20 protein-coding genes are annotated in these 22038 nt (G+C 68.0%); 6 read left to right on the top strand and 14 right to left on the bottom strand.

All coding sequences use genetic code 11. The features are described from left to right. Positions 1-13: 13 nt before the first annotated feature. The 13 genes from rseP to AC06FE_RS02520 form a co-directional block, all read right to left on the bottom strand. Positions 14-1372: an RIP metalloprotease RseP gene (gene rseP / locus AC06FE_RS02580; protein ID WP_478072157.1), complete on the bottom strand. Its 1359-nt coding sequence runs from the start codon at positions 1370-1372 to the stop codon at positions 14-16. A gap of 26 nt (positions 1373-1398) precedes the next feature. Next, positions 1399-2595, bottom strand: coding sequence for a 1-deoxy-D-xylulose-5-phosphate reductoisomerase (locus AC06FE_RS02575; protein ID WP_192287969.1), 1197 nt, complete (start codon positions 2593-2595; stop codon positions 1399-1401). A gap of 2 nt (positions 2596-2597) precedes the next feature. Then, entirely contained in the window at positions 2598-3419 is an 822-nt protein-coding gene (locus AC06FE_RS02570; protein ID WP_192287970.1) for a phosphatidate cytidylyltransferase, read from the bottom strand. Further along, positions 3416-4192 (bottom strand): polyprenyl diphosphate synthase, encoded by a 777-nt coding sequence (gene uppS, locus AC06FE_RS02565; RefSeq protein ID WP_132865136.1) that lies wholly within the window; start codon positions 4190-4192, stop codon positions 3416-3418. The genes AC06FE_RS02570 and uppS overlap by 4 nt, the downstream gene beginning before the upstream one ends. A 3-nt stretch (positions 4193-4195) precedes the next feature. Next, positions 4196-4753, bottom strand: coding sequence for a ribosome recycling factor (frr, locus tag AC06FE_RS02560; protein WP_132865135.1), 558 nt, complete (start codon positions 4751-4753; stop codon positions 4196-4198). Positions 4754-4831: 78 nt separating this feature from the next. Beyond that, positions 4832-5560 (bottom strand): UMP kinase, encoded by a 729-nt coding sequence (gene pyrH / locus AC06FE_RS02555; RefSeq protein WP_132865134.1) that lies wholly within the window; start codon positions 5558-5560, stop codon positions 4832-4834. A gap of 109 nt (positions 5561-5669) precedes the next feature. After that, a complete protein-coding gene (locus AC06FE_RS02550; protein ID WP_192287971.1) occupies positions 5670-7181 on the bottom strand; it encodes a GGDEF domain-containing protein in 1512 nt (503 codons plus the stop codon). Between the two features lie 173 nt (positions 7182-7354). Further along, complete coding sequence (gene tsf, locus AC06FE_RS02545) at positions 7355-8233, bottom strand: translation elongation factor Ts (RefSeq protein WP_192287972.1); 879 nt, start codon at positions 8231-8233, stop codon at positions 7355-7357. A gap of 134 nt (positions 8234-8367) precedes the next feature. Further along, complete coding sequence (gene rpsB / locus AC06FE_RS02540) at positions 8368-9174, bottom strand: 30S ribosomal protein S2 (RefSeq protein ID WP_192287973.1); 807 nt, start codon at positions 9172-9174, stop codon at positions 8368-8370. A 361-nt stretch (positions 9175-9535) separates the two neighbouring features. Beyond that, complete coding sequence (locus tag AC06FE_RS02535; protein WP_478072156.1) at positions 9536-10501, bottom strand: Csu type fimbrial protein; 966 nt, start codon at positions 10499-10501, stop codon at positions 9536-9538. 83 nt (positions 10502-10584) lie between these two features. After that, entirely contained in the window at positions 10585-12978 is a 2394-nt protein-coding gene (locus tag AC06FE_RS02530) for a fimbria/pilus outer membrane usher protein (protein ID WP_478072155.1), read from the bottom strand. Next, positions 12929-13726, bottom strand: coding sequence for a fimbrial biogenesis chaperone (locus AC06FE_RS02525; protein ID WP_478072154.1), 798 nt, complete (start codon positions 13724-13726; stop codon positions 12929-12931). The genes AC06FE_RS02530 and AC06FE_RS02525 overlap by 50 nt, the downstream gene beginning before the upstream one ends. 11 nt (positions 13727-13737) lie before the next feature. Next, entirely contained in the window at positions 13738-14250 is a 513-nt protein-coding gene (locus AC06FE_RS02520; protein ID WP_478072153.1) for a Csu type fimbrial protein, read from the bottom strand. Between the two features lie 342 nt (positions 14251-14592). Here AC06FE_RS02520 and map point away from each other — a divergent pair, with 342 nt between their 5' ends. The 5 genes from map to dapE all read left to right on the top strand — a co-directional run bounded on the left by map (position 14593) and on the right by dapE (position 20828). Beyond that, a complete protein-coding gene (gene map, locus AC06FE_RS02515; RefSeq protein WP_132865122.1) occupies positions 14593-15369 on the top strand; it encodes a type I methionyl aminopeptidase in 777 nt (258 codons plus the stop codon). Beyond that, positions 15366-18011, top strand: a complete 2646-nt coding sequence (locus tag AC06FE_RS02510; protein WP_478072152.1) for a [protein-PII] uridylyltransferase — start codon at positions 15366-15368, stop codon at positions 18009-18011. The genes map and AC06FE_RS02510 overlap by 4 nt, the downstream gene beginning before the upstream one ends. Beyond that, the gene (gene dapD / locus AC06FE_RS02505; RefSeq protein ID WP_478072151.1) at positions 18011-19084 is read left to right on the top strand and encodes a 2,3,4,5-tetrahydropyridine-2,6-dicarboxylate N-succinyltransferase; all 1074 of its coding nucleotides are present in this window, start codon (positions 18011-18013) and stop codon (positions 19082-19084) included. The genes AC06FE_RS02510 and dapD overlap by 1 nt, the downstream gene beginning before the upstream one ends. Positions 19085-19253: 169 nt before the next feature. Next, a complete protein-coding gene (locus AC06FE_RS02500; RefSeq protein ID WP_478072150.1) occupies positions 19254-19610 on the top strand; it encodes a Spx/MgsR family RNA polymerase-binding regulatory protein in 357 nt (118 codons plus the stop codon). A gap of 90 nt (positions 19611-19700) precedes the next feature. Then, positions 19701-20828, top strand: a complete 1128-nt coding sequence (gene dapE, locus AC06FE_RS02495; RefSeq protein ID WP_313251484.1) for a succinyl-diaminopimelate desuccinylase — start codon at positions 19701-19703, stop codon at positions 20826-20828. Between the two features lie 70 nt (positions 20829-20898). On the opposite strand, the gene AC06FE_RS02490 is transcribed toward dapE, so the two are convergent. Then, positions 20899-21795 (bottom strand): tetratricopeptide repeat protein, encoded by an 897-nt coding sequence (locus tag AC06FE_RS02490; protein ID WP_478072149.1) that lies wholly within the window; start codon positions 21793-21795, stop codon positions 20899-20901. A gap of 2 nt (positions 21796-21797) precedes the next feature. Here AC06FE_RS02490 and AC06FE_RS02485 point away from each other — a divergent pair, with 2 nt between their 5' ends. Next, positions 21798-22007, top strand: a complete 210-nt coding sequence (locus AC06FE_RS02485) for a hypothetical protein (protein ID WP_478072148.1) — start codon at positions 21798-21800, stop codon at positions 22005-22007. Positions 22008-22038 lie beyond the last annotated feature (31 nt).

Here is a 22038-nt window from a genome sequence, read left to right as displayed (position 1 = left end):
AGCGGGAAAAAGTTCATCGCGGGACCAGGCTGAGGATGTCGTTGTAGAACGCCAAGCCCATCAGCCCGGCCAACAGCGCCAGGCCGATGAATTGACCCGTCGCCATGGCACGCTCGCTCAGCGGGCTGCCCTTGACCAACTCGATAAGGTAATACAGCAGGTGCCCGCCGTCCAAGACAGGGATCGGCAGCAGGTTGATGATGCACAGGCTCAGCGACAGCAGGGCCAGGAAATACAGGAACCAGTCCACCCCGCGCTCGGCCGAGGCATTGGCCACGCGGGCGATGGTGATCGGGCCGGAAACGTTCTTCAGCGAGGCGTGGCCGGTGAGCATCCGGCGCATCATGCCAAGCGAATCTGACGCCAGTTTGCCAGTCTCGCGCACCGCGGCCGGCAGGGCGGCCAGCACACCGTACTGCTGGCGGGCGTCATAGGCAGGGGCCTGCCCCTGCTGGAAACCCACGCCCAGCAGCCATTGCGGCTTGCCGTCGGCACCCTGCCCGGGCTTCGGGGTCAGTTCCAGCGCCAGGCGCTCGCCATTGCGCTCGACCTCGACCATGCCGGGGCCGCCGCGCTTGCCCAGCGCCTGCACCAGCGGGGTGACCTGGTCCATGCTGTCCACGCGCTGGCCATCGACGGCCAGGATCAGGTCGCCGCTCTGCAGCAGGTTGGCGGCGGCCGAGCCGGTGACCACGCTGTCGACCCGGGCCGGCTGCAGCCAGAACTGCCAGACCAGGCCGGCCTGGGCCGGAACCTGGCGCTCGTCGAAGCCGGCCGGCAGCTGTGACAGCGGCAGCACCCGGGTGCGCTCGTTGTCCAGGGCGTCGCGGACGCGCACATGGGCGTCCTGGCGGTCCATGGCCGCGGTGGTCAGCGCCATGCTGGCCTCGGCCCAGGTGTCGACCTTGCGCCCATCCACCTCCAGCACGCGGTCGCCGCTGGCGAAGCCGGCGCTGGCAGCGACGCCGGTGGTGCGGCCGAGGGTGGCTGAATAGTCCTGCCGGCCGATCACGAACATCACCCACAACAGGGCGATGCACAGCAGCAGGTTGGCGGCCGGGCCGGCGGCGACGATGGCGATGCGCTGCCAGACGGTCTTGTTGTTGAACGCGACCGCGCGCTCCCCGGCGGGGACCTCGACCTCGCGCTCGTCGAGCATCTTCACGTAGCCGCCCAGCGGGATCGCGGCGATCGCGAACTCGGTGCCGTCCTTGTTGTAGCGGCTCCACAGCGGCTTGCCGAAGCCGACCGAGAAGCGCAGCACCTTCACCCCGCAGCGGCGGGCCACCCAGTAATGGCCGAATTCATGGAAGGTCACCAGCAGGCCAAGGCTGACGATCATCCACCACACGGAACCGAGGAAGTCAGCCATGTGCAGCGCTCGGTTGGGGGAAGGGCTCAGACATGCGGCAGGTGGGCGATGGCGGTGCGGGTGGTATGGCGGGCCTGTGCATCAGCGGCCAGCAGGGCCTCCAGTGTATCGGCGGCCGCGTGAGGCAGGGTGGAGAGGGCATGTTCCACCAGCGCAGGGATCGACAGGAAGCCTATGCGGCCCTGAAGAAAGGCTGAAACCGCTTCTTCGTTGGCCGCGTTCAGGATGGCCGGGGCGGTGCCGCCGGCGTCCATCGCCTGCCAGGCCAGGCGCAGGCAGGGGAAGGCGTCCAGGTCCGGGGCCTCGAAATCCAGCCGGCCCTGGCTCAGCAGGTCCAGCCCGGCCACGCCGGATTCGATGCGGCGCGGCCAGCCCAGGCCCACGGCCAGGGTGGTGCGCATGTCCGGCAGGCCCATCTGGGCCAGGGTCGAGCCGTCGATGAACTCGACCAGCGAATGCACCAGGCTCTGCGGGTGGACCAGCACGTCGATGCGCGAACCGGGCACGTTGAACAGGTGGTGGGCCTCGATGACCTCCAGCCCCTTGTTCATCAACGTCGCCGAATCCACCGAGATCTTCGGCCCCATCGACCATTTCGGGTGGGCCACGGCCTGCGCGACCGTGACCGTCTCCAGCGCGGCCCGGCTGCGGCCGCGGAACGGGCCGCCGGAGGCGGTGAGGATGATCCGGCGCACGCCGGCGTCCAGGCTGGCATCGCGCGAGCGCAGGCACTGGAAGATAGCGTTGTGTTCGCTGTCGATCGGGATGATTTCAGCGCCGGCGGCGGCCGCTTCCCGGGTCAGCAGGGTGCCGGCCAGGACCAGCGATTCCTTGTTGGCCAGCAGCAGGCGCTTGCCGGCGCGGGCGGCGGCGAGCGTGGAGGCCAGGCCGGCGGCGCCGACGATGGCGGCCACCACGGTGTCACAGGCGGCGCTGGCCGCCAGCGCCTCGATGGCGGCATGCCCGGCATGGGCTTCGGTCGCCAGCCCGGCGTCGGCCAGCCCGTCACGCAGGCGTTCGAACAGGGCCGGGTCGGCGATCGCGGCGTGGTCGGGGCGGTGGGTGCGGCACAGCGCGAGCAGCGCATCCACGTTGCTGCCGGCGGCCAGCACGCTGGCGCGCATCTGCTCCGGGTGGCGGGCGATGACGTCCAGCGCCGAGGTGCCGATGGAGCCGGTGGCGCCGAGGATGGCGACCTGGCGCGGGGTCGAGGAGGAGGACATGGTCAGAAACCGAAGATTTCCTTGCCCAGCGCGAATACCGGCAGCGCGGCCAGCACACCGTCGATGCGGTCCAGCACGCCGCCGTGGCCCGGGATCACGTGGCCCGAATCCTTGGCGCCGGCGTGGCGCTTGAGCAGGCTTTCAAACAGGTCGCCGAGCACCGAGGCCAGCACGGCGATGGCCGCCACCAGCATCAGCCAGCCGAACTGCGACATCTGCACTCCGGCGATCCAGCCGAACACGCCCGCGGTGACCATGCCGGCGACCAGGCCGCCAAGCAGGCCTTCGATGGTCTTGTTGGGGCTGATGCGCGGGGCCAGCTTGTGCTTGCCGAAGGCGCGGCCGGCGAAGTAGGCGCCGGAGTCGGCCGCCCAGACCAGGGTCAGGGCGGTCAGCAGCCAGCGGTGTCCGTTCGGCTCGCTGCCGTGGATGAGCACCAGCGAGGCCCAGGCCGGCACGATCGCCAGCGTGCCGGCCGCCAGCTTGAGCGGGCGGGCGCCGCTTTCCTCGTGCGCGCCGAAATTGAAGAAGCGCAACCACAGCAGGGCCAGCAACCAGAAACCGACGCCGATCAGCGCGGTCAGCTGGAACAGCACGTCATAGCCGGCCGAAGCCCAGACCAGCAGCACCATCAGCAGCAGGTTCAGGACCAGCAGCACGGTGCGCGGCAGGCCGTCCACGCCGGACAGCTTCAGCCACTCCCACAGCCCGACCAGGAACACCAGCGCGGCCGCGGCCGCCAGCCATTGGGTGGGCAGCAGCAGAATCGCGCAGATGGCCACCGGGGCCATGATCAGCGCGGCGATCACTCGGGTCTTGGTCATGGAAGGGCGCTCTCGGCCGCCTTGCCGGCGGCGATCTGGGCGCTGGTCAGGCCGAAGCGGCGTTCGCGCCCGGCATAGTCATCCAGTGCCTGTTGAAGGATGGCAGCATCGAAGTCCGGCCACAGCACCTCGGTGAACCACAGTTCGGTATAGGCCAGCTGCCACAGCAGGAAGTTGCTGATGCGGGTGTCGCCACCGGTGCGGATGAACAGGTCCGGCGGCGGCATGTCGGCCAGGGCGACGTGTTGCCCGAGCAGGGCCTCGTCGACCTGGTCGGGGCGCAGCGTGCCCGCGGCGACCTGCTCGGCCAGACGTCGGGCGGCCATGGCGATGTCCTGGCGGCCGCCGTAGCTGGCAGCGATGCTCAGGGTCATCGTGGCGTTGGCCGCGGTGCGCTGCTCGGCCTTGTCCATGCGCTGGACGATGCTGGCGGCGAAGCGGGAGCGGTCGCCGATGAAGCGCACGCGCACGCCGCGCCGGTGGAGTTCATCCACCTCGCGGTCCAGCGCGCCGAGGAACAGCTTCATCAGCGCATCCACCTCGTCCTGCGGGCGGCCCCAGTTTTCACTGGAGAACGCGAACAGGGTGAGCGCGGCGATGCCGCGTTCCAGGCAGAAGTCGATGGTGCGGTTGACCGCGCGCGCGCCGGCGCGGTGGCCGATCATGCGCGGCCGACGGCGTTGCTGCGCCCAGCGCCCATTGCCATCCATGATGATGGCAATGTGGCCCGGCAGGCGCGGTGCGGGTGTGCCGCTGGGCAGGACGGATGGCACCGGTCAGACCGCCATCAGTTCCTGTTCTTTCTGCTTGACGATGTCGTCGACGTCCTTGATGGCCTTGTCGGTCAGCTTCTGGATGTCGTCCTGGGCGCGACGGTCGTCGTCCTCGGTGATGGCCTTGTCCTTGAGCAGCTTGGCCACGTCCTGGTTGGCATCGCGACGGATGTTGCGGATGCCGACCTTGGTCTCCTCGCCTTCCTTGCTGACCGACTTGGCCAGTTCCTTGCGGCGCTCCTCGGTGAGCGGCGGCAGGTTCAGGCGGATCACCGTGCCCATGGTGGTGGGGGTGATGCCGATGTCCGAGGCGTAGATGGCCTTCTCGACTTCCTTGATCATGTTCTTGTCGAACAGGGTGATGACCAGCGAGCGGCCTTCGGACACGCTGATGCTGGCCACCTGGTTCAGCGGGGTGTCGGTGCCGTAGGCCTTGACCTTGATGCCGTCCAGCAGCGCCGGGGAGGCACGGCCGGTACGGATGGTGGTGAGGGTGTGGCGCAGAGCGTCGAGGCTCTTTGCCATGCGCGTCTGCGCCGTGGTTTTGATGTCGTTGATCATCGCCCGAATCCTTGATGGTGCTGGAACCGGGCGATTATAGGCGAAGACCCCCCTCCATCGGACCGGAACCGTGGAAGGTCAGTGTGCGTCGCGGCCGTGGACGAGGGTGCCGATGTTCTCGCCGTGCAGGATCTTGAGCAGTTCGCCCGGCTGGCCCATGTCGAACACGCGCAGCGGCAGGTCGCTGTCGCGGGCCAGGGCGAAGGCGGCGGTGTCCATCACTTCCAGGCCCTGGCTGATGACTTGGTCGTAGCTCAGGGTGTCGTAGCGGACCGCGTCGGCGTGCTTGTTCGGGTCCTTGTCGTAGACGCCGTCGACCTTGGTGGCCTTGAGCAGCAGGTCCGCGCCGATCTCGATGGCGCGCAGCGCGGCACCGGAGTCGGTGGTGAAGAACGGGCTGCCGACGCCGGCGGCGAAGATCACCAGGCGGCCCTTTTCCAGGTGGCGGATGGCGCGGCGGCGGATGTAGTCCTCGCACACGTCGTTGATCTTGATCGCGCTCATCACGCGCGCCTTGGCGCCGAGCTTCTCCAGCGCGTCCTGCATGGCCAGCGCGTTGATGACCGTGGCCAGCATGCCCATCTGGTCGCCGGTGACGCGGTCCATGCCGCCGGCGGCCAGGCCGGCGCCACGGAAGATGTTGCCGCCGCCGATCACCAGCGCCACTTCGGCGCCGGCCTGCTGGGCTTCGATGACCTCACGCGCCAGGCGGTTGATGATCTTGGGGTCGATGCCGTAGTCCTCATCTCCCATCAGCGCCTCCCCGGAGAGTTTCAGAAGGATGCGTTGGTAGGCGAGTTTGGACATGACGACCTCTGGTGGCTGGAAAACGCGGGAATTCTAACGGAACCCGGGTCGTACAGTCAGAGCTTTGTTGCAGTGCGGCGACAATTTGCGGGAATTGCCGCCCGCCGGTTCAGCAGGCGGACGGTTGCGACACCGGGGACGGTGCGCGGGCGATGACCCGGTTGCGCCCCAGGTTCTTGGAGCGGTAGAGCACGTCGTCGGCGGCCTGGAGCAGGCCGCGGGTGTCGCTGAAGCGCTCGTAGGCGCCATGGGTGGCCACCCCGGCGGAGAAGGTGACGTACAGCGGCGCCTCGTTGACGATGGCCATCGGGGTCTGGGTGATGACCTGCAGCACGCGGCGGATCACTTCCACCGCGATCTGCTCGTTCGCGCCCGGGAACAGCACCACGAACTCCTCGCCGCCGAAGCGGGCGACGGTGTCGGTGCCGCGCAGCTGGCCCTGCAGCCGGCTGGCGAAGGCCTGCAGCACCTGGTCGCCGACCAGGTGGCCGTGCTGGTCGTTGATCTTCTTGAAGTCGTCCAGGTCGATGAAGGCCACCGACAGCGGCCGGGCGGCGGCGCTGGCGCGGGTGAACTCCTGTTCCAGCACGACTTCCAGCTGGCGCCGGTTGAGCACGCCGGTCAGGGCATCCAGGTGGGCCTGTTCGGACAGGCGCCGGGCCTGGGCCTCGAAATCGTCGGCGCGGCGGTGCGAGGCGCTGGCGTCCTGCAGTTCGCGCAGGTTGCGCAGGGCCATCAGCTCACTGGCGTGGTCGAGCAGGTAGGTGATGCGTGCCGGCGAGGGGACCGGGATGTCGAACAGTGCGCTGATCTCCGGCAGCATCTGGCTCATCTGCTGCAGGACCTGCTCGAACTGGGCGCTGTCCAGGCCCAGCTGGGTGTGGACCAGGTTCAGCGCGTGGGCACGGGCCGCGTCAACGTCGTCGGCCAGCCACATCTCGGCCAGCGCGCCGGACAGCGCCACGCAGCGCTCGAACGGGTCGGCCGGTTCGGCCGGGGGTTCGCTGTGCGCGATGGCATGGGTGAGGTAGTGGGGCAGGCCCCACATCTCCACCAGCCGGGAACCAATGTCGGCGTGGGTGCAGTCGAACAGGGCGCGCTCGTGGTCGAGCAGGCTGTCGTTGCTGGTGGCATCGGCCAGGATGGCCGGGTAGCTGTCGGCCCGGACCTGCAGCAGGGCCAGGATGCCGATGTCCTGCAGCAGCCCGGCCAGCATCAGTTCCTCGAGGCGGCGCACGCCGATGGCCAGGCCCAGGTAGCGGGCGCCCAGTGCGCTGAGGATGCCGCGGCGCCAGACCGCCTCATGCAGTTGCGCGTTGCGTGCGTCGTCCTCCAGGGCCCGCGAGAGACTGAAACCCAGTGCGAGCTGCAGGGTGGCGTTGAGGCCGAGCATGGTCAGCGCCTGGCCGAGGTTCTCGATGCGGCGGCGGCTGGCGTAGAGCGGGGAGTTGGCGATGCGCATCATGCGCGCGCTCAGGCCCATATCCAGTGCAATGACATCGGCCGCGGTGGCGATATCGGTCTCCGGATCCTGCGCCAGCTCGATCAGGCGGACGGCGATGGCAGGCGGCGAGGGCAGGTTGCGGCAGAGGGACAGTGCAGCGTTGAGCTCGGGCGACATGACAGGCAGGCAGGAGGCAATCCCTCAAAGCATACAGACACCCCTCGAATATGAAAGGGGCGTCATGGTTTTGCATGAAAGTGGTTGCACTTCCCGTGTGCTTCGGTTTGCGGAAAAACAAAGAAGCCGCGGAGGTCCGCGGCTTCTTCGGGTGTTGCGGGCTCAGGCAGGGATCAGACCTGCATGGCCTTGGCAACTTCGGCGGCGTAGTCTTCCACCACCTTCTCGATGCCTTCGCCGACCATCAGGCGCTGGAAGCCGACGACGTCGCCACCGGCGGCCTTGACGGCCTGCTCGACGGTCTTGTCACTGTCCAGCACGTAAGCCTGGCCGTACAGGGTCACTTCGCTGATGATCTTGTTGATCTTGCCGCTGATGATCTTTTCCAGGATTTCGGCCGGCTTGGCCTTGTCCTTGTCGGTCATCTTGGCCAGCTCGATTTCCTTTTCCTTGGCAACGAACTCGGCCGGCACGTCGGCGGCCTTGTTGTGCGGCGGGTTCATCGCGGCCACGTGCATGGCCAGGCCGTTGGCCAGCTCGGCGTTGCCGCCGGCCAGGTCGACCAGCACGCCGATCTTGCCGTTGGAGTGCACGTAGGCGCCCACGGTGTTGTTGCCGTCAACCTTGACCAGGCGGCGGATCTGGATGTTCTCGCCCAGCTTCTGGATGGCGGTGGCGCGGGTTTCCTCGACGGTCTCGCCGGTCGGCAGCTTGGCCGACTTCAGGGCTTCCACGTCGCCGGCGCCGGAGGCCAGGGCGGCCAGGGCGACGGAATCAACGAATGCCTTGAAGTTGACGTCGTTGGCGACGAAGTCGGTTTCCGAGTTCACTTCGACCAGCACGGCCTTGCCGCCGTCGACGGCGACGCCAATGCGGCCTTCGGCGGTGACGCGGTCAGCCTTCTTGTCGGCCTTGGCGGCGCCGGACTTGCGCAGGGCCTCGGCAGCGGCGTCGATGTCGCCATTGGTTTCGGACAGAGCCTTCTTGCACTCCATCATGCCGGCGCCGGTGCGCTCACGCAGTTCCTTGACCAGGGAAGCAGTGATTTCCATGGAATTTCCTCACGAATAGAAAGGGGCAGGCCGGCAATGGTCGCCGGCCGTTGTTACGTGGCCCTGTCAGAAGCCGGCGCGCTGGGCTGCCGGTACAGGGAGAGCGGGCGCAGGGGCTGCGCCCGCCGGGTGCATCAGGCCGAAGCCTCGTCGCCCTTCTTGGCGCCCTTCTTGGCCGGAGCGCGGCGAGCCGGCTTGGCTTCTTCGCCGGCGTCGGCGTCGGCGAACTCTTCCTCGCGCACCGAGGCGGCGTTCGGAGCAGCGGCCTTGCCTTCCAGCACGGCGTCAGCGGCGGCGCGGGCGTACAGCTGCACGGCGCGGATGGCGTCGTCGTTGCCCGGGATGGCGTAGTCCACCAGTTCCGGGTTGTAGTTGGTGTCGACCACGGCGATCACCGGGATGCCGAGCTTCTTGGCTTCCTTGATGGCGATGTCTTCGTGACCGATGTCGATGACGAAGATGGCGTCCGGCAGGCGGTTCATTTCCTTGATGCCGCCCAGCGAAGCTTCCAGCTTGTCGCGCTCGCGGCGCAGGCCCAGCACTTCGTGCTTGACCAGCTTGTCGAAGGTGCCGTCGGTTTCACCGGCTTCCAGTTCCTTCAGGCGGGCAACGGACTGCTTCACGGTGCGGAAGTTGGTCAGGGTGCCGCCCAGCCAACGCTGGTTCATGAACGGCATGCCGCAACGCTCGGCTTCTTCCTTGATGGCTTCGCGCGCGCTGCGCTTGGTGCCCAGGAACAGGATGGTGCCGCGCTTCTGGGCAACGGAGGAGATGAAGTTCATCGCATCGTTGAACAGCGGGACGGTCTTTTCCAGGTTGATGATGTGGATCTTGCCGCGGGCGCCGAAGATGTACGGAGCCATCTTGGGGTTCCAGTAGCGGGTCTGGTGGCCGAAGTGGACGCCGGCTTCCAGCATCTGACGCATGGTGATCTGGGGCATTGCAAAAACTCCTGACGGGGAACCGGCTGCCGGGTAAAAGGAAGGGCAGTCCGCATTGAAGCGGTAGGTTCCGGGGTTGGGCTTCCCCGACGCCTCCGTGGCCGAACCCTGACTGGCAGGGCACCCCGGCACGGATGGGGGCGAAGGGTGTGGATTCACCGATGACGCACGGCGTGGGCGGCATTTGACAGGGCAGGGCCCGGCAAAGCCCGCAAAGTATAGCGGTAGCGGGTGTCGGCCGCAAATTGCCAGGCCCGGCGGCGCCTGGGGGCGGGCAGATGGGCGGATCAGTAGGTCAGGGTCACGGTGACGGTGTCCGTGTAGCTGCCGGCGCGGGTGCCGGGCTGGGCGGGCAGCACCTTCAGAAGGTGAGCGTGACCGTGATGGTGTCGCGGTAGCTGCCCGGTGCGGCGGCGGGGTCGCTGAAGACACGGCCATGGACCGTCAGTGATTGTTCGACATTGGTGCCGATGCCACTGACCCCGGTGGCCCGGGTATTGCCCCAGCGTTCGAGCAGCGCGGGGTCCCGGTACAACTCGTAGCCGAGGCGCTTGCCGCCTGCGTTCATGAAGCGACGGCCTGCCTGGGCGTAGGCGCCATCGTTCAGGGTGACGTGCCATGCGGTATTGGTCGGGCACTTGAACCGGATGGTCGAGGTCTGCTCCAGCGCGGCAGCCAAGCCGCCGGCCGTGCCGAAATCCATGTCGGTAGCGGTGGAGATTCTGCAGGTGTTGGCGGCGCGTGCGTGGATCCCGCTCCAGGTGAAATTGGCGATGCCGGCACCGCCAAAGTGGCCTGGCGTCCCGGCGCGGCACTCGCTTTCCGTCGGTGTGTACACGTAGCCGTAGCTGTACCGCACCATCGAATTGGTTGGCAGCCCTTTGTAGGCCGCGGTGGCGGGCAGGTTCTGCCCCGCCCGTACCCGGCCATAGATGGGAAAGTCATGGTAGTAGGTGGCCCGCGGGGCGACGCCGAAGGTGGCACTGTGCAGGGGATGGTTGGATCCCGGTGTGCCGATCATCAGCGTCCGGCTGGAATCAGAGTAGAGGTCATAGTTCATGTAGGCATCCGTGCCGTTGTACATCCGCCGTGGTGCGATGCCGGCAGGCGAGCCTTCGCCGATGAACAGGCAGACCCGGAACAGGGCGGTGCTGATCAAGGTGTTGGTGTCACCGCTGCATTCCACGCGAAGGTAAGCGCTGGCATCGCGCGCACCGCTGCCGGAGACGGTGCCGAAATCCAGGGATGCCTGCTGGCGGACAGTGCACACCGGGTAGGCAGCAAACGACAGGCAGGGCGCCAACAGGATGGCCAGGGCCAACAGCACCCGCGTTGGCCATGCGTGGGCGTGGCTCCTGGAGTGGATGCACATCAGGGGGCCGGGACGGCGCAGGGGAGTACAGGAATGGCTCATTGGCAGACCACATCGGCCAGGTTGATGCGCCCTTCGCGCAAGGGCGCTTCGGGTACGGCGGTGCTGCAGGCGTCGCCGTCGGCGCGGAAGTGCAGGTGTGCCAGCGGGGGCGGATCGAGCAGGTAGACCTTGCCTTCGTGACCCACCAGCGTGGTGGCCGGTGGGGCGCCGGGTGCCTTGAGGGTGAGGCGGCTGCCAGCCGGCAACCATTGGCCGGCCCGGTCGCGCACGCCGAACTGGATGGCCAGGGTGCGGCGCATCGCAAACGCCACCTGGATCGCGCTGCGTGTTTCCGGTACGGCGTCATGCCGGACGGTCTCCAGCAGCATGTCGGCCGGCAGGTCCAGCGGGTCTATGGACAGCTGGTTGCGTTGCCAGGCAGTGAGTTGCGGGATCAACAGCTGTCCATGCTTGTTGGTGACACCGACGGTGCGGTTCTCCAGTTGCACCGGGACGCCGGCCACGCCGCTGGTGGATACTAGGGCGAAGGCGTCATCGACACGGGGCAGGGTGTGCAGGCGCCCGCCCAGCCAGGCGAGTCCGCCGTTGACACCGGCGTAGAGCAGCGGGCTGTTGCCGCTGCGGTTGTCGTGGTCCAGGCCGGCCGTCCATTGGCCATGGTTGCCGTGCTGACTGATTTCCCCGTGCGCGCCATAGCGGTGATTGCCCACGCTGGCCTGCGCGCGCCAGCCCAGTTCGCCCTGCTCGCGGCGGGCGCTGCGATGGGCTTCCACGGACAGGCTGTTGCCGCCGCGGTCATGGCCGATGGACGCAGCCGTGGCGGTGTGCCGGTCCAGGGGCATCGACCAGTACAGAAATGCGCTCTCGCCGCGGTGGTCGGTGAGGTCGCGGTTGACGCTGAGGTTGAGCAGCGCACCGCCGGGGGACGTCATGGACCAGTTCAGTCCTGCATGGCGGTTGCGCGAGGTATCCGGGTGCTGCTGCATCACATAACTCAGGCCCAGCTGTCCGGCTGGGGTGCTGATGCCGAGGGAGGCCTGTTCGGTCCGGCGCGGCAAGGTGGCGCCCTCATGCACGGCGGCCACGTCGCGATAGTCCGCGCTGCGGCGCAACGTGCTGGCCGCGGCGGCAAGCCGCGGTGACGTCCATTGGTAGCCCAGCCCCCGTTGCTGGCCCGTCCTGGCACCGGCGCGACTGCTCGCCCACGAGCCGCTGACTACCCCGCCACGCTGGCCAAGCAGCAGGACCGCGCCGGCTCCGGCCTGGCCGATGCCGTGACTGCCCTCGACATGGGTCTGCAGGGTCAGGTGCTTGCTCATGCCATGGCGAAGGCTGGCGCTGGCCAGGGGGAAGTCGCCGTAACGGAGGGAACGCTGGCCGTATTCGCGTCGGATTACCCCGCCCTCCAGCGACCAGTCCGACAGCCCCGCCTGCAGCAGGCGGGGGCTGCCATACAGGCTGAAGTCCAGCGCGCGACGTTGTCCGTTGATATCGGTGATGACCAGCTGCGCCTGGCCCGAGCCGTTGAGCGAAGGGCTGCCATCCAGCTGGAAGCGGCCGGGGAGCAGGGAATGGGTGGATTGCCGGATGCCGTCGATGTACAGGTCCACCGTGGAGGGCAACACCGCCTCGCCGGAGAATGCGGCCAGGGGAGTGGTGATGCGGTAAGGCTGCAGGGCGAAGTTGCGCGACAGTCGAATGCCGTCGATACGCGTCGCGCGTGACCATTCCAGCGCACTGGTGGTGGTGTCGCCCACGGTCAGGGTGATCATGGATTCGGGGGGATCCAGCTGCCAGCGACTGTCCAGGCGCGTGTTGCGGGCGCGGACGTCCGCCTTGGCGGGCCCGGCATGCAGGCGGCTGCGCATCGTGTTGCTCCAGACGCCACGGCCCACGCCGAACAGGCGCAGTTCGTTGAAGCTGCTGAGGTTGCTTCCCTCGCCGGAGCGCTGGCCGTACAGGTCGTAGTTGAGCACCGCACCGGGCACGCGCTGGCGTGCATCGCGCGGTGCGGCCTCGGCGCGGGTCAGGTCGATATGCGTCACCGGGCGGTCGAGCATCTCCACCGGCGCCAGCAGGTCGAGGCGTTGCCGTGGTGCGTCGTACTGCACGCTGAGCCCCGCCAGCAAGGGCAGTTCGACCAGGTGCCGGGTGGCAACCGCGGCCGGCAGTCGGAGCCCCAGTTTCCACAGGGTGGCCGGACTGGCCAGCAGCACGTCACCGCGTCGTACGAAGCGTGCCAGCTTGCCGCTGGTGGCCTCGTTGACGCGGGTGTCCAGGTAAAGCACGTGCTCGTCGACCGCGATATCCATCGCATCATTGGCAGGGGCGTCGGCCAGGGCGAGCCCGGTGACCGCGGCGGCAACGACCTGCCGAAGCCTACTGGCCGGCAGTGATCTGCGGCAGCGCTTGTGGGTCGGTGTCGTCATTGAGTCTTGCGTGAAGCGTGCCGTTGCCGTGCAGGGGCGAAGGCAGGGGCAGTGTCCAGCGCACGCCGGCACCCGGCAGCACGTAGCCCAGCAGGCCCGGAGACAATTCGATGTCCGGGCCCGTGGGCGTCACCCAGCTCAGCTGGCTGATGCGGATGCGTTGTGTGCCGTGGTTGTGCAGCGCCAGGGAGAGGTTGCCGCGTTCCATCGTCCAGTGGCCCTGCAGGTGGTGTGCGTCCGTTGGCAGGCGGCCGCCGCTGCGCTCCAGTTGGGGAACTGCACCGGGCGGCAGTACGAACACGGGGATGGAATAGCGCAGCAGGAACTGCAGGCCAGGGGCGGGGGTATCCGCGTCGCCGGGCAACTCGTCGACGATCAGGCGGAACGCTTTCTCCCGGTCATTGATGCCGGGTTCGGCCTGTACCAGCCGTACCAGTTGGCTGTGGCCCGCCGCGATCTCGATCAGTGGCGGACTGGCGAGCAGGGCGTCGGAGGAATGCAACACGTCCTGCTGACCCGCTTGTGTCCACTGCTGGACGCGGATCTGCGCGCGCAGCGGGTGCTGCCCGGTGTTGGCCAGCCAGAGCGTCTGCGAGTGCTGGCCATGGGCAAACTCCAACAGGATCGGGGCGACCTGCAGGTTGCCCGCATGTGTGCTGCCCGCGGCGATCAGCAGCAACGCAAATGCGGCGGTGGCGAGCCTGCGCAGGCCCGCCACCCGCGATGCGGGCGGGTGGCGTGGGGACATGAGGGGCCCGCTCAGTACGTGACGGTGGCAGTGACCGTGTCCACATAGGTGCCGGCGGGGGCATCGGTACCCGGGACGCGTCCATACACCGGAATGGACTGTGTGGCCGCGGTGCCGGTGCCGGCCAGGGTGTTGGTGTTGCTCACATCGCCCCAGAAGTCGGTGCGCGCTGCGTCGCGGTACAGGCCATACCGGACGTAGCGGTTGTCGGCGCTGACCATCCTGCGGTTGTCGGCCGATGCCGTGGGGCTGGTCGGGTTGAGGCCGGCATTCATGGCGATCTGGTAGGGCGTGCCCTTGGTGCAGTTGAGCTGCAGGGCGCCCTGCTTGTCGATCGGGGTGGCGTCGGTGGAGCGCGCGTGGGTGCCGAAGTCGATGTCCGTGGCGCTGATGGTGTGCACATCGCAGGACTCGGTGATGACGATCTTGACCTGGAACTGGGTGGCATCCGTGGCGGCGAGGGCGGCGCTGGGCAGGGAGGCGGCCAACAGGCCGGCGAACAGATGAGCGGTACGAGCGTTCATTGGGATCCTTGCGCGGGGGGAGTGGGGCACCGGCTGCCGCGTTGGCGAGCCCTTGCAGCAAGGCAGGAATGTGGGAGCAGGTGCGGGATCCAGTGTGCTGTCTGGCCGCCGGGCCAAAGGATGAGATATGGCCGGATCCGGGATTTTTGTGATGTTTGTCGGCCAAATTGCCGCCAATTCGACAGGGCTGCTGTCAGCAGGGCCTTGGCGGCAACCGTGGGCTGGCGGAGCGGGCGCGGGCCTTGACGGCAAGGTCGGCCGGTCCGGTCGGCTGCCGGGGCACCTAAACGTTTAATAATGTGAAAGGTTCAGCGATCTCCCCAAATGCGCGATAATCCGCCGATGGCAATCCAACTGAAAACCCCTGAAGAAATCGAGAAGATGCGCATCGCCGGCCGCCTGGCTGCCGAGGTGCTCGACATCATTGGTCCGCACGTCAAGCCCGGTGTCACCACCGAGGAACTGGACCGCATCTGCCACGATCACATCATCAACGTGCAGGGTGCGATCCCGGCCAACGTGGGCTACCGCGGGTTCCCCAAGACCGTCTGCACCTCGGTCAACAACGTCATCTGCCATGGCATCCCGAGCGAGGCCAAGGTGTTGAAGGACGGCGACATCGTCAACATCGACGTGACCGTCATCAAGGACGGTTGGCACGGTGACACCAGCCGCATGTACTACGTCGGCACCCCGTCGGTGATGGCCAAGCGCCTGGTGGAGACCACCCGGGAAGCCATGTGGCGCGGCATCCGTGCGGTCAAGCCGGGCGCGACGCTGGGCGACGTGGGCCACGCCATCCAGGAGTACGCCGAATCCGAACGCTTCAGCGTGGTGCGCGAGTACTGCGGGCATGGCATCGGCAAGGTCTACCACGACGAGCCGCAGGTGCTGCACTACGGCCGTCCGGGCCAGGGCCTGGTGCTCAAGCCGGGCATGACCTTCACCATCGAGCCGATGATCAATGAAGGCACCCGCTACACCAAGGTACTGCCCGACGGCTGGACCGTGGTGACCAAGGACCGCAAGCTGTCGGCCCAGTGGGAGCACATGATCGCGGTGACTGAAGACGGCGTGGAAGTGCTGACGCTGTCGCCGGCCGAATCCGCGCAGGCATGAGCCAACTGCCGGCGGGTCAGGTCGATTCCGTACCGGACGCGCCGGCAGATCCTGCCGGTGATGCGCAGTGGGCCGCGCAGGCGCGGCAATCACTGGCGCATACCGATGCGCGGTTGTGCAAACGCTTCGAGCAGGGCGACAACGTCGAGCGCCTGCTCGGGCTGCGCGCGCGCGCGGCCGACCTGCTGATCCGCCAGGCCTGGCAGCGCTGCATCGGCGATGCCGCGTTGTCCCTGTTCGCGGTCGGCGGCTACGGGCGGGGGGAGTTGTTCCCGCGCTCGGACATCGACCTGCTGGTGCTGGGCGAGGTGCCGGCCCAACAGGCGCATGAGGCGGACCTGGCGCGCCTGTTCGCGCTGCTGTGGGACGCCGGCCTGCCGGCCAGCCATGCAGTGCGTTCGGCCGAGGAGTGCACCCGGGCCGCCGCCGACCAGACCGTGTTGACTGCGTTGATCGAGGCACGCCCGTTGTGCGCCGGCAACGCCGCGCAACAGGCGCTGGCGCGCGCGGTCGCCCCTGGGCTGGTCTGGCCGGCGCGCGAATTCTTCCTGGCCAAGCGCGAGGAACTGCAGCGGCGGCACCAGCGCTTTGGCGACACCGCCGACAACCTGGAGCCGGACATCAAGGACGGCCCGGGCGGGTTGCGCGACCTCAACACGCTGGGCTGGATGGCGCTGCGCGCCTTCGGGGTGAGCAACATCGACGCGCTGGTGGGCCTGGGCCACCTGGGCCTGGACGAGGCCGCTGCCCTCAAGCGCGAGCGGCTGGTGCTGGCGCGGTTGCGCTTCGGCCTGCACCTGGTCGCCCAGCGTGCCGAGGAACGGCTGCGCTTCGATCACCAGAAGACGCTCGCCGCGCGCATGGGCTTCGTCGATGACGCCGAAAGCCTGGGCGTGGAAAAGATGATGCAGGGCTTCTATCGCAGCGCCGCGGTGATCCGTCGCATCAGCGACCGCCTGCTGCAGCGCTTCGAGGAACAGTTCGACGGCGAGGCGAGCCCGGAGCCGGTGGGCGATGGTTTCTCGCTGCGCCGCGGTTACCTGTCCGCCGACGACCCCGCCTGGCCGCATGGCGACATCCGCAGCCTGTTTGCGCTGTTTGCCTGCTGGGCACGCACCCCGGACGTGCGTGGCCTGCATTCGATGACCGCGCGTGGCCTGGCCGAGATGCTGGACGAGATCCCCGCGTACACCGAGGTGGACGTGGTGGTGCGCGACCAGTTCATGGCGCTGCTGCGCGGCCCGCGCGCGGTCGACACGCTGGCCCGGATGGCACGCCTGGGCGTGCTCGGCCAGTGGATCCCGGCGTTCGCGCAGGTGTCCGGGCGCATGCAGTTCGACCTGTTCCACGTCTACACGGTGGACCAGCACACCTTGATGGTGCTGCGGAACATCGGCCTGTTCGCTTCCGGGCGCGCGGACGAGCGCTTCTCCATCGCCCATGAAGTGTGGCCGCGCCTGCGCAAGCCCGAGTTGCTGCTGCTGGCCGGCCTGTTCCACGACATCGCCAAGGGCCGCGGCGGCGACCATTCCGAGCTGGGAGCGGTGGATGCACGCGGGTTCTGCGCCGCACATGAGCTCAGCGCCTCCGACACCGAACTGGTGGCGTGGCTGGTGGAACAGCACCTGCGCATGTCGGTGACCGCGCAGAAGCAGGACATCACCGACCCGGACGTCATCCAGCGGTTTGCCGCGCTGGTGGGCGACCGCGACCGGCTGGATTACCTGTACCTGCTGACCTGCGCCGATATCGCCGGCACCAGCCCCAAGTTGTGGAATGCCTGGAAGGACCGCCTGCTGGCCGACCTGTACTTCGCCACCCGTCGCGCGCTGCGCGAAGGTGGCGAGCACACCTTGCCCGAAGCCGAGCGCGTGCAGGAAGCACGTGACAACGTGCGCGAGCAGATGCGGCTGCTCGGCCATGCCGACGCGGTGATCGACCGCCAGTTCGCGGCGATGCCGGACGAGAGCTTCCTGCGCTTCCGTCCCGAACAGCTGGTGTGGCAGGCAGCCTCGCTGGTGGAGGTGCGCAAGGGCGGCACGCTGGTGAAGGTGCGCCGCATCACCCCGGAGAGCGATGCACTGGAAGTGTTCGTGCATTCGCCGGACCGCGATGGCCTGTTCGCCGCCATCGTGATGACGCTGGACCGCGCCGGGTACGGCATCCACCGCGCGCGCGTGCTGGACGGCCCGGACGACACCATCTTCGATACGTTCGAAGTGACGCCAGCGGTGAACTTCGCCGATGGCGATACCGCACGGCTGGAGGCGGCGCTGCGCAAGGCGCTGGCCGGCAATATCCAGATCCTGCGGCCGGCGCGGCGGGTGATGCCACGCCAGCTCAAGCATTTCCGCTTCGCGCCGCGGATCGAGTTCATCGAGTCCACGCATGCCGACCGCACCTTGTTGAACCTGGTGGCGCCGGATCGCCCCGGCCTGCTGGCCGACGTGGCGCATGTCCTGCGTGACCAGCAACTGCGCGTGCAGGATGCGCGCATCGCCACGTTCGGCGAGCGCGCCGAAGACCAGTTCCAGTTGACCGACCGGCACGACCAACCCCTTACCGAATCCTCCCGGCAGGCCCTGCGCGAAGCGTTGCTGGCCAGCCTGGAGCCTGAAAAAACGCCAGGAGACCCCCACTGATGGCCACCCGGAAACCCGCCGCCAAGAAGGCTGCACCGACCAAGAAGACCGCTGCCAAGCCGGCAGCCCCCGCGCCTGTTGCGAAGAAGCCCGTTGCAAAGAAGCCGGTGGTGAAGAAGCCGGCGGTGAAGAAGCCCGCTGCAGCGGCCAAGCCGGTAGTGAACAAGGCGGTGGCCGCCGCCAAGCCGAAGACCATCGAATCGGTGGGGCCGCGCAGCCTGCGCAAGCCGCCGGCGCCGGGCGTGGCGGAGATGAAGTTCAGCATCGAGAGCGCGTTCGAGCGCCGCGCGATGCTGACCGTCGACGAGATCGAAGGGTCGACCCGCCCGCTGGTCAACCGCGTGATCGATGGACTGGAGTCGGGTGAATTCCGCGTCGCCGAGCCCGATGGCAATGGCGGCTGGAAGGTCAACGAATGGTTGAAGAAGGCGGTGCTGCTGTACTTCCGCGTCAACGACATGGCGGTGATGGAAGGCCGTCCGGCACCGTTCTGGGACAAGGTCGAATCGCGCTTCGAAGGCTATGACGAAACCCGCTTCCGCCAGGCCGGCGTGCGCGTGGTGCCGGGCGCGATCGCCCGCCGCGGCACGCACTTCGGCAAGGACGTGGTGCTGATGCCGAGCTTCACCAACATCGGCGCGCACGTGGGCGAGGGCACCATGGTCGACACCTGGGCCACGGTGGGCTCGTGCGCGCAGATCGGCAAGCACTGCCACCTGTCCGGCGGTGCCGGCATCGGTGGCGTGCTGGAGCCGCTGCAGGCCAGCCCGACCATCATCGAGGATCACTGCTTCATCGGCGCGCGTTCGGAAGTGGTGGAAGGCGTGGTCGTCGGCCATCACAGCGTGATCGGCATGGGCGTGTTCCTGAGCCAGAGCACCCGCATCTACAACCGCGCCACCGGCGAGATCAGCTACGGCTACATCCCCCCGTACAGCGTGGTGGTCAGCGGTTCGCTGCCGTCCAAGGACGGCACCCATTCGCTGTACTGCGCGGTGATCGTCAAGCAGGTTGATGCCCGGACCCGCAGCAAGACCAGCGTCAACGACCTGCTGCGCGGCCTGGCCGACTAACGCAGCCGCCCCTGGCGTTCCCTTCTCCCGCGAGCGGGAGAAGGTGGTGCGAAGCACCGGATGAGGGCGCTTCTGTGCTGTTGATGCACGCAAACCTGGAGCTTGCCCTCACCCCCAACCCCTCTCCCGTACACGGGAGAGGGGAGTACATCATCGCGAGCATTGGACAATGACCACCGTTTTCGGTTTGAAGAACTGCGACACCTGCAAGAAGGCCACCAAGTGGCTGGACCGCTTCAACGTCGCCTACACCTTCATCGATTACCGCGACAACAAGCCCAGCCCGGAAACGCTGCTGGAATGGGCCGGCAAGGCCGGCGGTTTCGAGGCGATGATCAACAAGTCCTCGACCACCTGGCGGCAGCTGCCGGACAACCGCAAGGGCGCCGCCTCGGACGCGGAATGGAAGTTGTTGCTGCGCGAATACCCGCAGCTGATCAAGCGCCCGGTGGTGATCACCGAGGATGGCCAGTTCAGCCAGGGCTTCAGCGACAACGGCTTCAAGAAGCGCTTCGACATCGCCTGAATCCAACGTAGGCGCGGCCTCGGCCGCGAAACCACCACCGCCGAAACAACCGTGGCGCAAACCCCGGCGCACCCTCGAACGAGGCCCCCCATGAGCGACGTATTCGACCTGACCTGCGCGTTGATCGCGCGCCCCTCGGTAACCCCGGACGATGCCGGTTGCCAGCAGTTGATCGGCGGGCGCCTGGCCGCCGCCGGCTTCCACTGTGAGCACCTGCGCCTGGGCGAAGTCGACAACCTGTGGGCCACCCACGGCAGTGGTGCGCCGGTGCTGGTGCTGCTCGGTCACACCGACGTGGTGCCCAGCGGCCCGGCCGAGCAATGGGCCAGTGAACCGTTCACCCCGGTCGTGCGCGAAGGCGTGCTGTATGGGCGCGGTGCGGCCGACATGAAGGGCAGCGTGGCCGCGTTCGTGGTCGCCGCCGAGCAGTTCGTGGCCGCGCATCCGCAGCATCCGGGCACGTTGGCGGTACTGCTGACCAGCGACGAGGAGGGCGATGCCATCGATGGCGTGCGCCACGTGGCGCGCCTGTTCCGCGAGCGCGGGCAGGGCATCGACTGGTGCATCACCGGCGAGCCTTCTTCCACCGCAAGGCTCGGTGACCTGCTGCGCGTGGGCCGGCGTGGCAGCCTGTCGGCCAAGCTGCGGGTGAAGGGCGTGCAGGGTCACGTGGCCTATCCGGACAAGGCGCGCAACCCGATCCACCTGGCCGCTTCGGCGTTGGCCGAGCTGACCGCGCGGCATTGGGACGATGGCTATGAGAGCTTCCCGCCGACCAGCCTGCAGGTGTCCAACATCAACGCCGGCACCGGCGCCAACAACGTGATCCCCGGCGAGCTGCAGGTGATGTTCAACCTGCGCTACAACCCCCATTGGAATGCCGACCAGCTGGAGGCGGAGATCACCGCGTTGCTCGATCGCCATGGCCTGGACTACGAATTGAACTGGCATCGCAGCGGCGAGCCGTTCTACACGCCGGAAGGGCGCCTGCGCAGCGTCGCGCGCGAGGTGCTGGCCGGGTTCGCCGGCGCGCCGCCGGAAGAAAGCACCGGCGGTGGCACTTCCGATGCCCGCTTCATCGCGCCGCTGGGCGCGCAGTGCATCGAGGTCGGGCCGGTGAACGCCAGCATCCACCAGGTGGACGAGAACGTGCGCGTGGCTGACCTGGAAGCCTTGCCGGCGCTGTACCAGCGGCTGATCGAGCGCCTGCTCGCCTAGCTGCTGCCCGCCGGCGGCGACGCGGCGGCCGGTATTCGACGATGCAGGACCCGCGCGCGGGGCAGGCGCCCTATTCGAAGATGAAGAAGGGCGGGGCGATGGCCTTGCGCCAGTAGGCCTCTTCGGCCAGATAGAACTGCTGGGCTTGCGCCTGTGCGAACCACGCGGCCGCAGCGTCCACGTCGGCTTGCAGTCCCTTGCTGCCGCGTCCCAGTGCCAGTCCGGCGAAGTACTGCCCGTAGACGTTGCCCTGTGCGCCCGCGCGCTGGTACCAGCGCAGGGCTTCGGCGGTGTCTTCGGCCACGCCCAGTCCGGCTTCGTGCAGCGCGCCGAGATCGACCTGCGCCTCGGCGTCGCCACGCGCGGCGTCGCGCTGGATGCGCGCGATCACGGCGTTCAAGGATGGCCCGTCCAGGCGCAGGCGGCCGACCGATGCCGGCTCACCCGCCGCCGCGCGCAGGGGCGCGAGCTTGTACAACTCGCGCATGTAGACCGCGTGGCGCATCCGCCACCGCAGCGCGCCGGCCATGTCACCGCGATCGGCATGCCACCGCCCCAGGTCGGCCATGGCATAGGGCGAGCCGTGGTAGGCGGCGCTGCGGTACCAGCGGTAGGCCTTGCGTGGCGATGGCTTGAGCACGACGTGCCCGGGTTCCTGCGGGGCATCGCCACTGTCGAGCCGGCCACGTTCCAGGATCGTCCCGAGCTGTTCCTCGGCGCTGGCGCTGTGGTGGGTGCGGGGCGGGATCGCCGCGGCGCGTGCGTACCAGTCCAGTGCCCGCGGATCGTTGCGGGACCGGTACAGGCGTGCCATGCGCTGGGCCGAATCGAACTGGCCATCGGCGGTGGCGGCCAGGGCCTGGCGTTCGCTGTCGTCGCTTGGCCGGTGTGTCCGGGTGGACGCGCAGCCGGCCAGGATGAACAGGGCGAGCGCGCCCAGGAGCAGGCGGGGAGCGTGGGGGATCATCCGTGAAGTCCTGGCAGGGCAGGGGATTATCCGGGACCGTGGCGGCCCACCCGCTGAATCGGTTGCGCGAGCAACAGTTGCGCGGTCGCCAAAACAGGGATACGGTCAGCGTCATGTCCTCGTTCCTGGCCACCGCCGTCAACAACAACAACCGCAATAATCTGCGCGCGAATAATCGTGCGCGGCCGATGCGGGACTGCGACCAGAGCTAGAACAGGCAACACGCTCAGGACACCAGAAAAC

This window comes from Stenotrophomonas sp. Steno-C18 (genome assembly GCF_056393195.1).
This window is presented reverse-complemented; position numbering and strand designations above follow the sequence as displayed.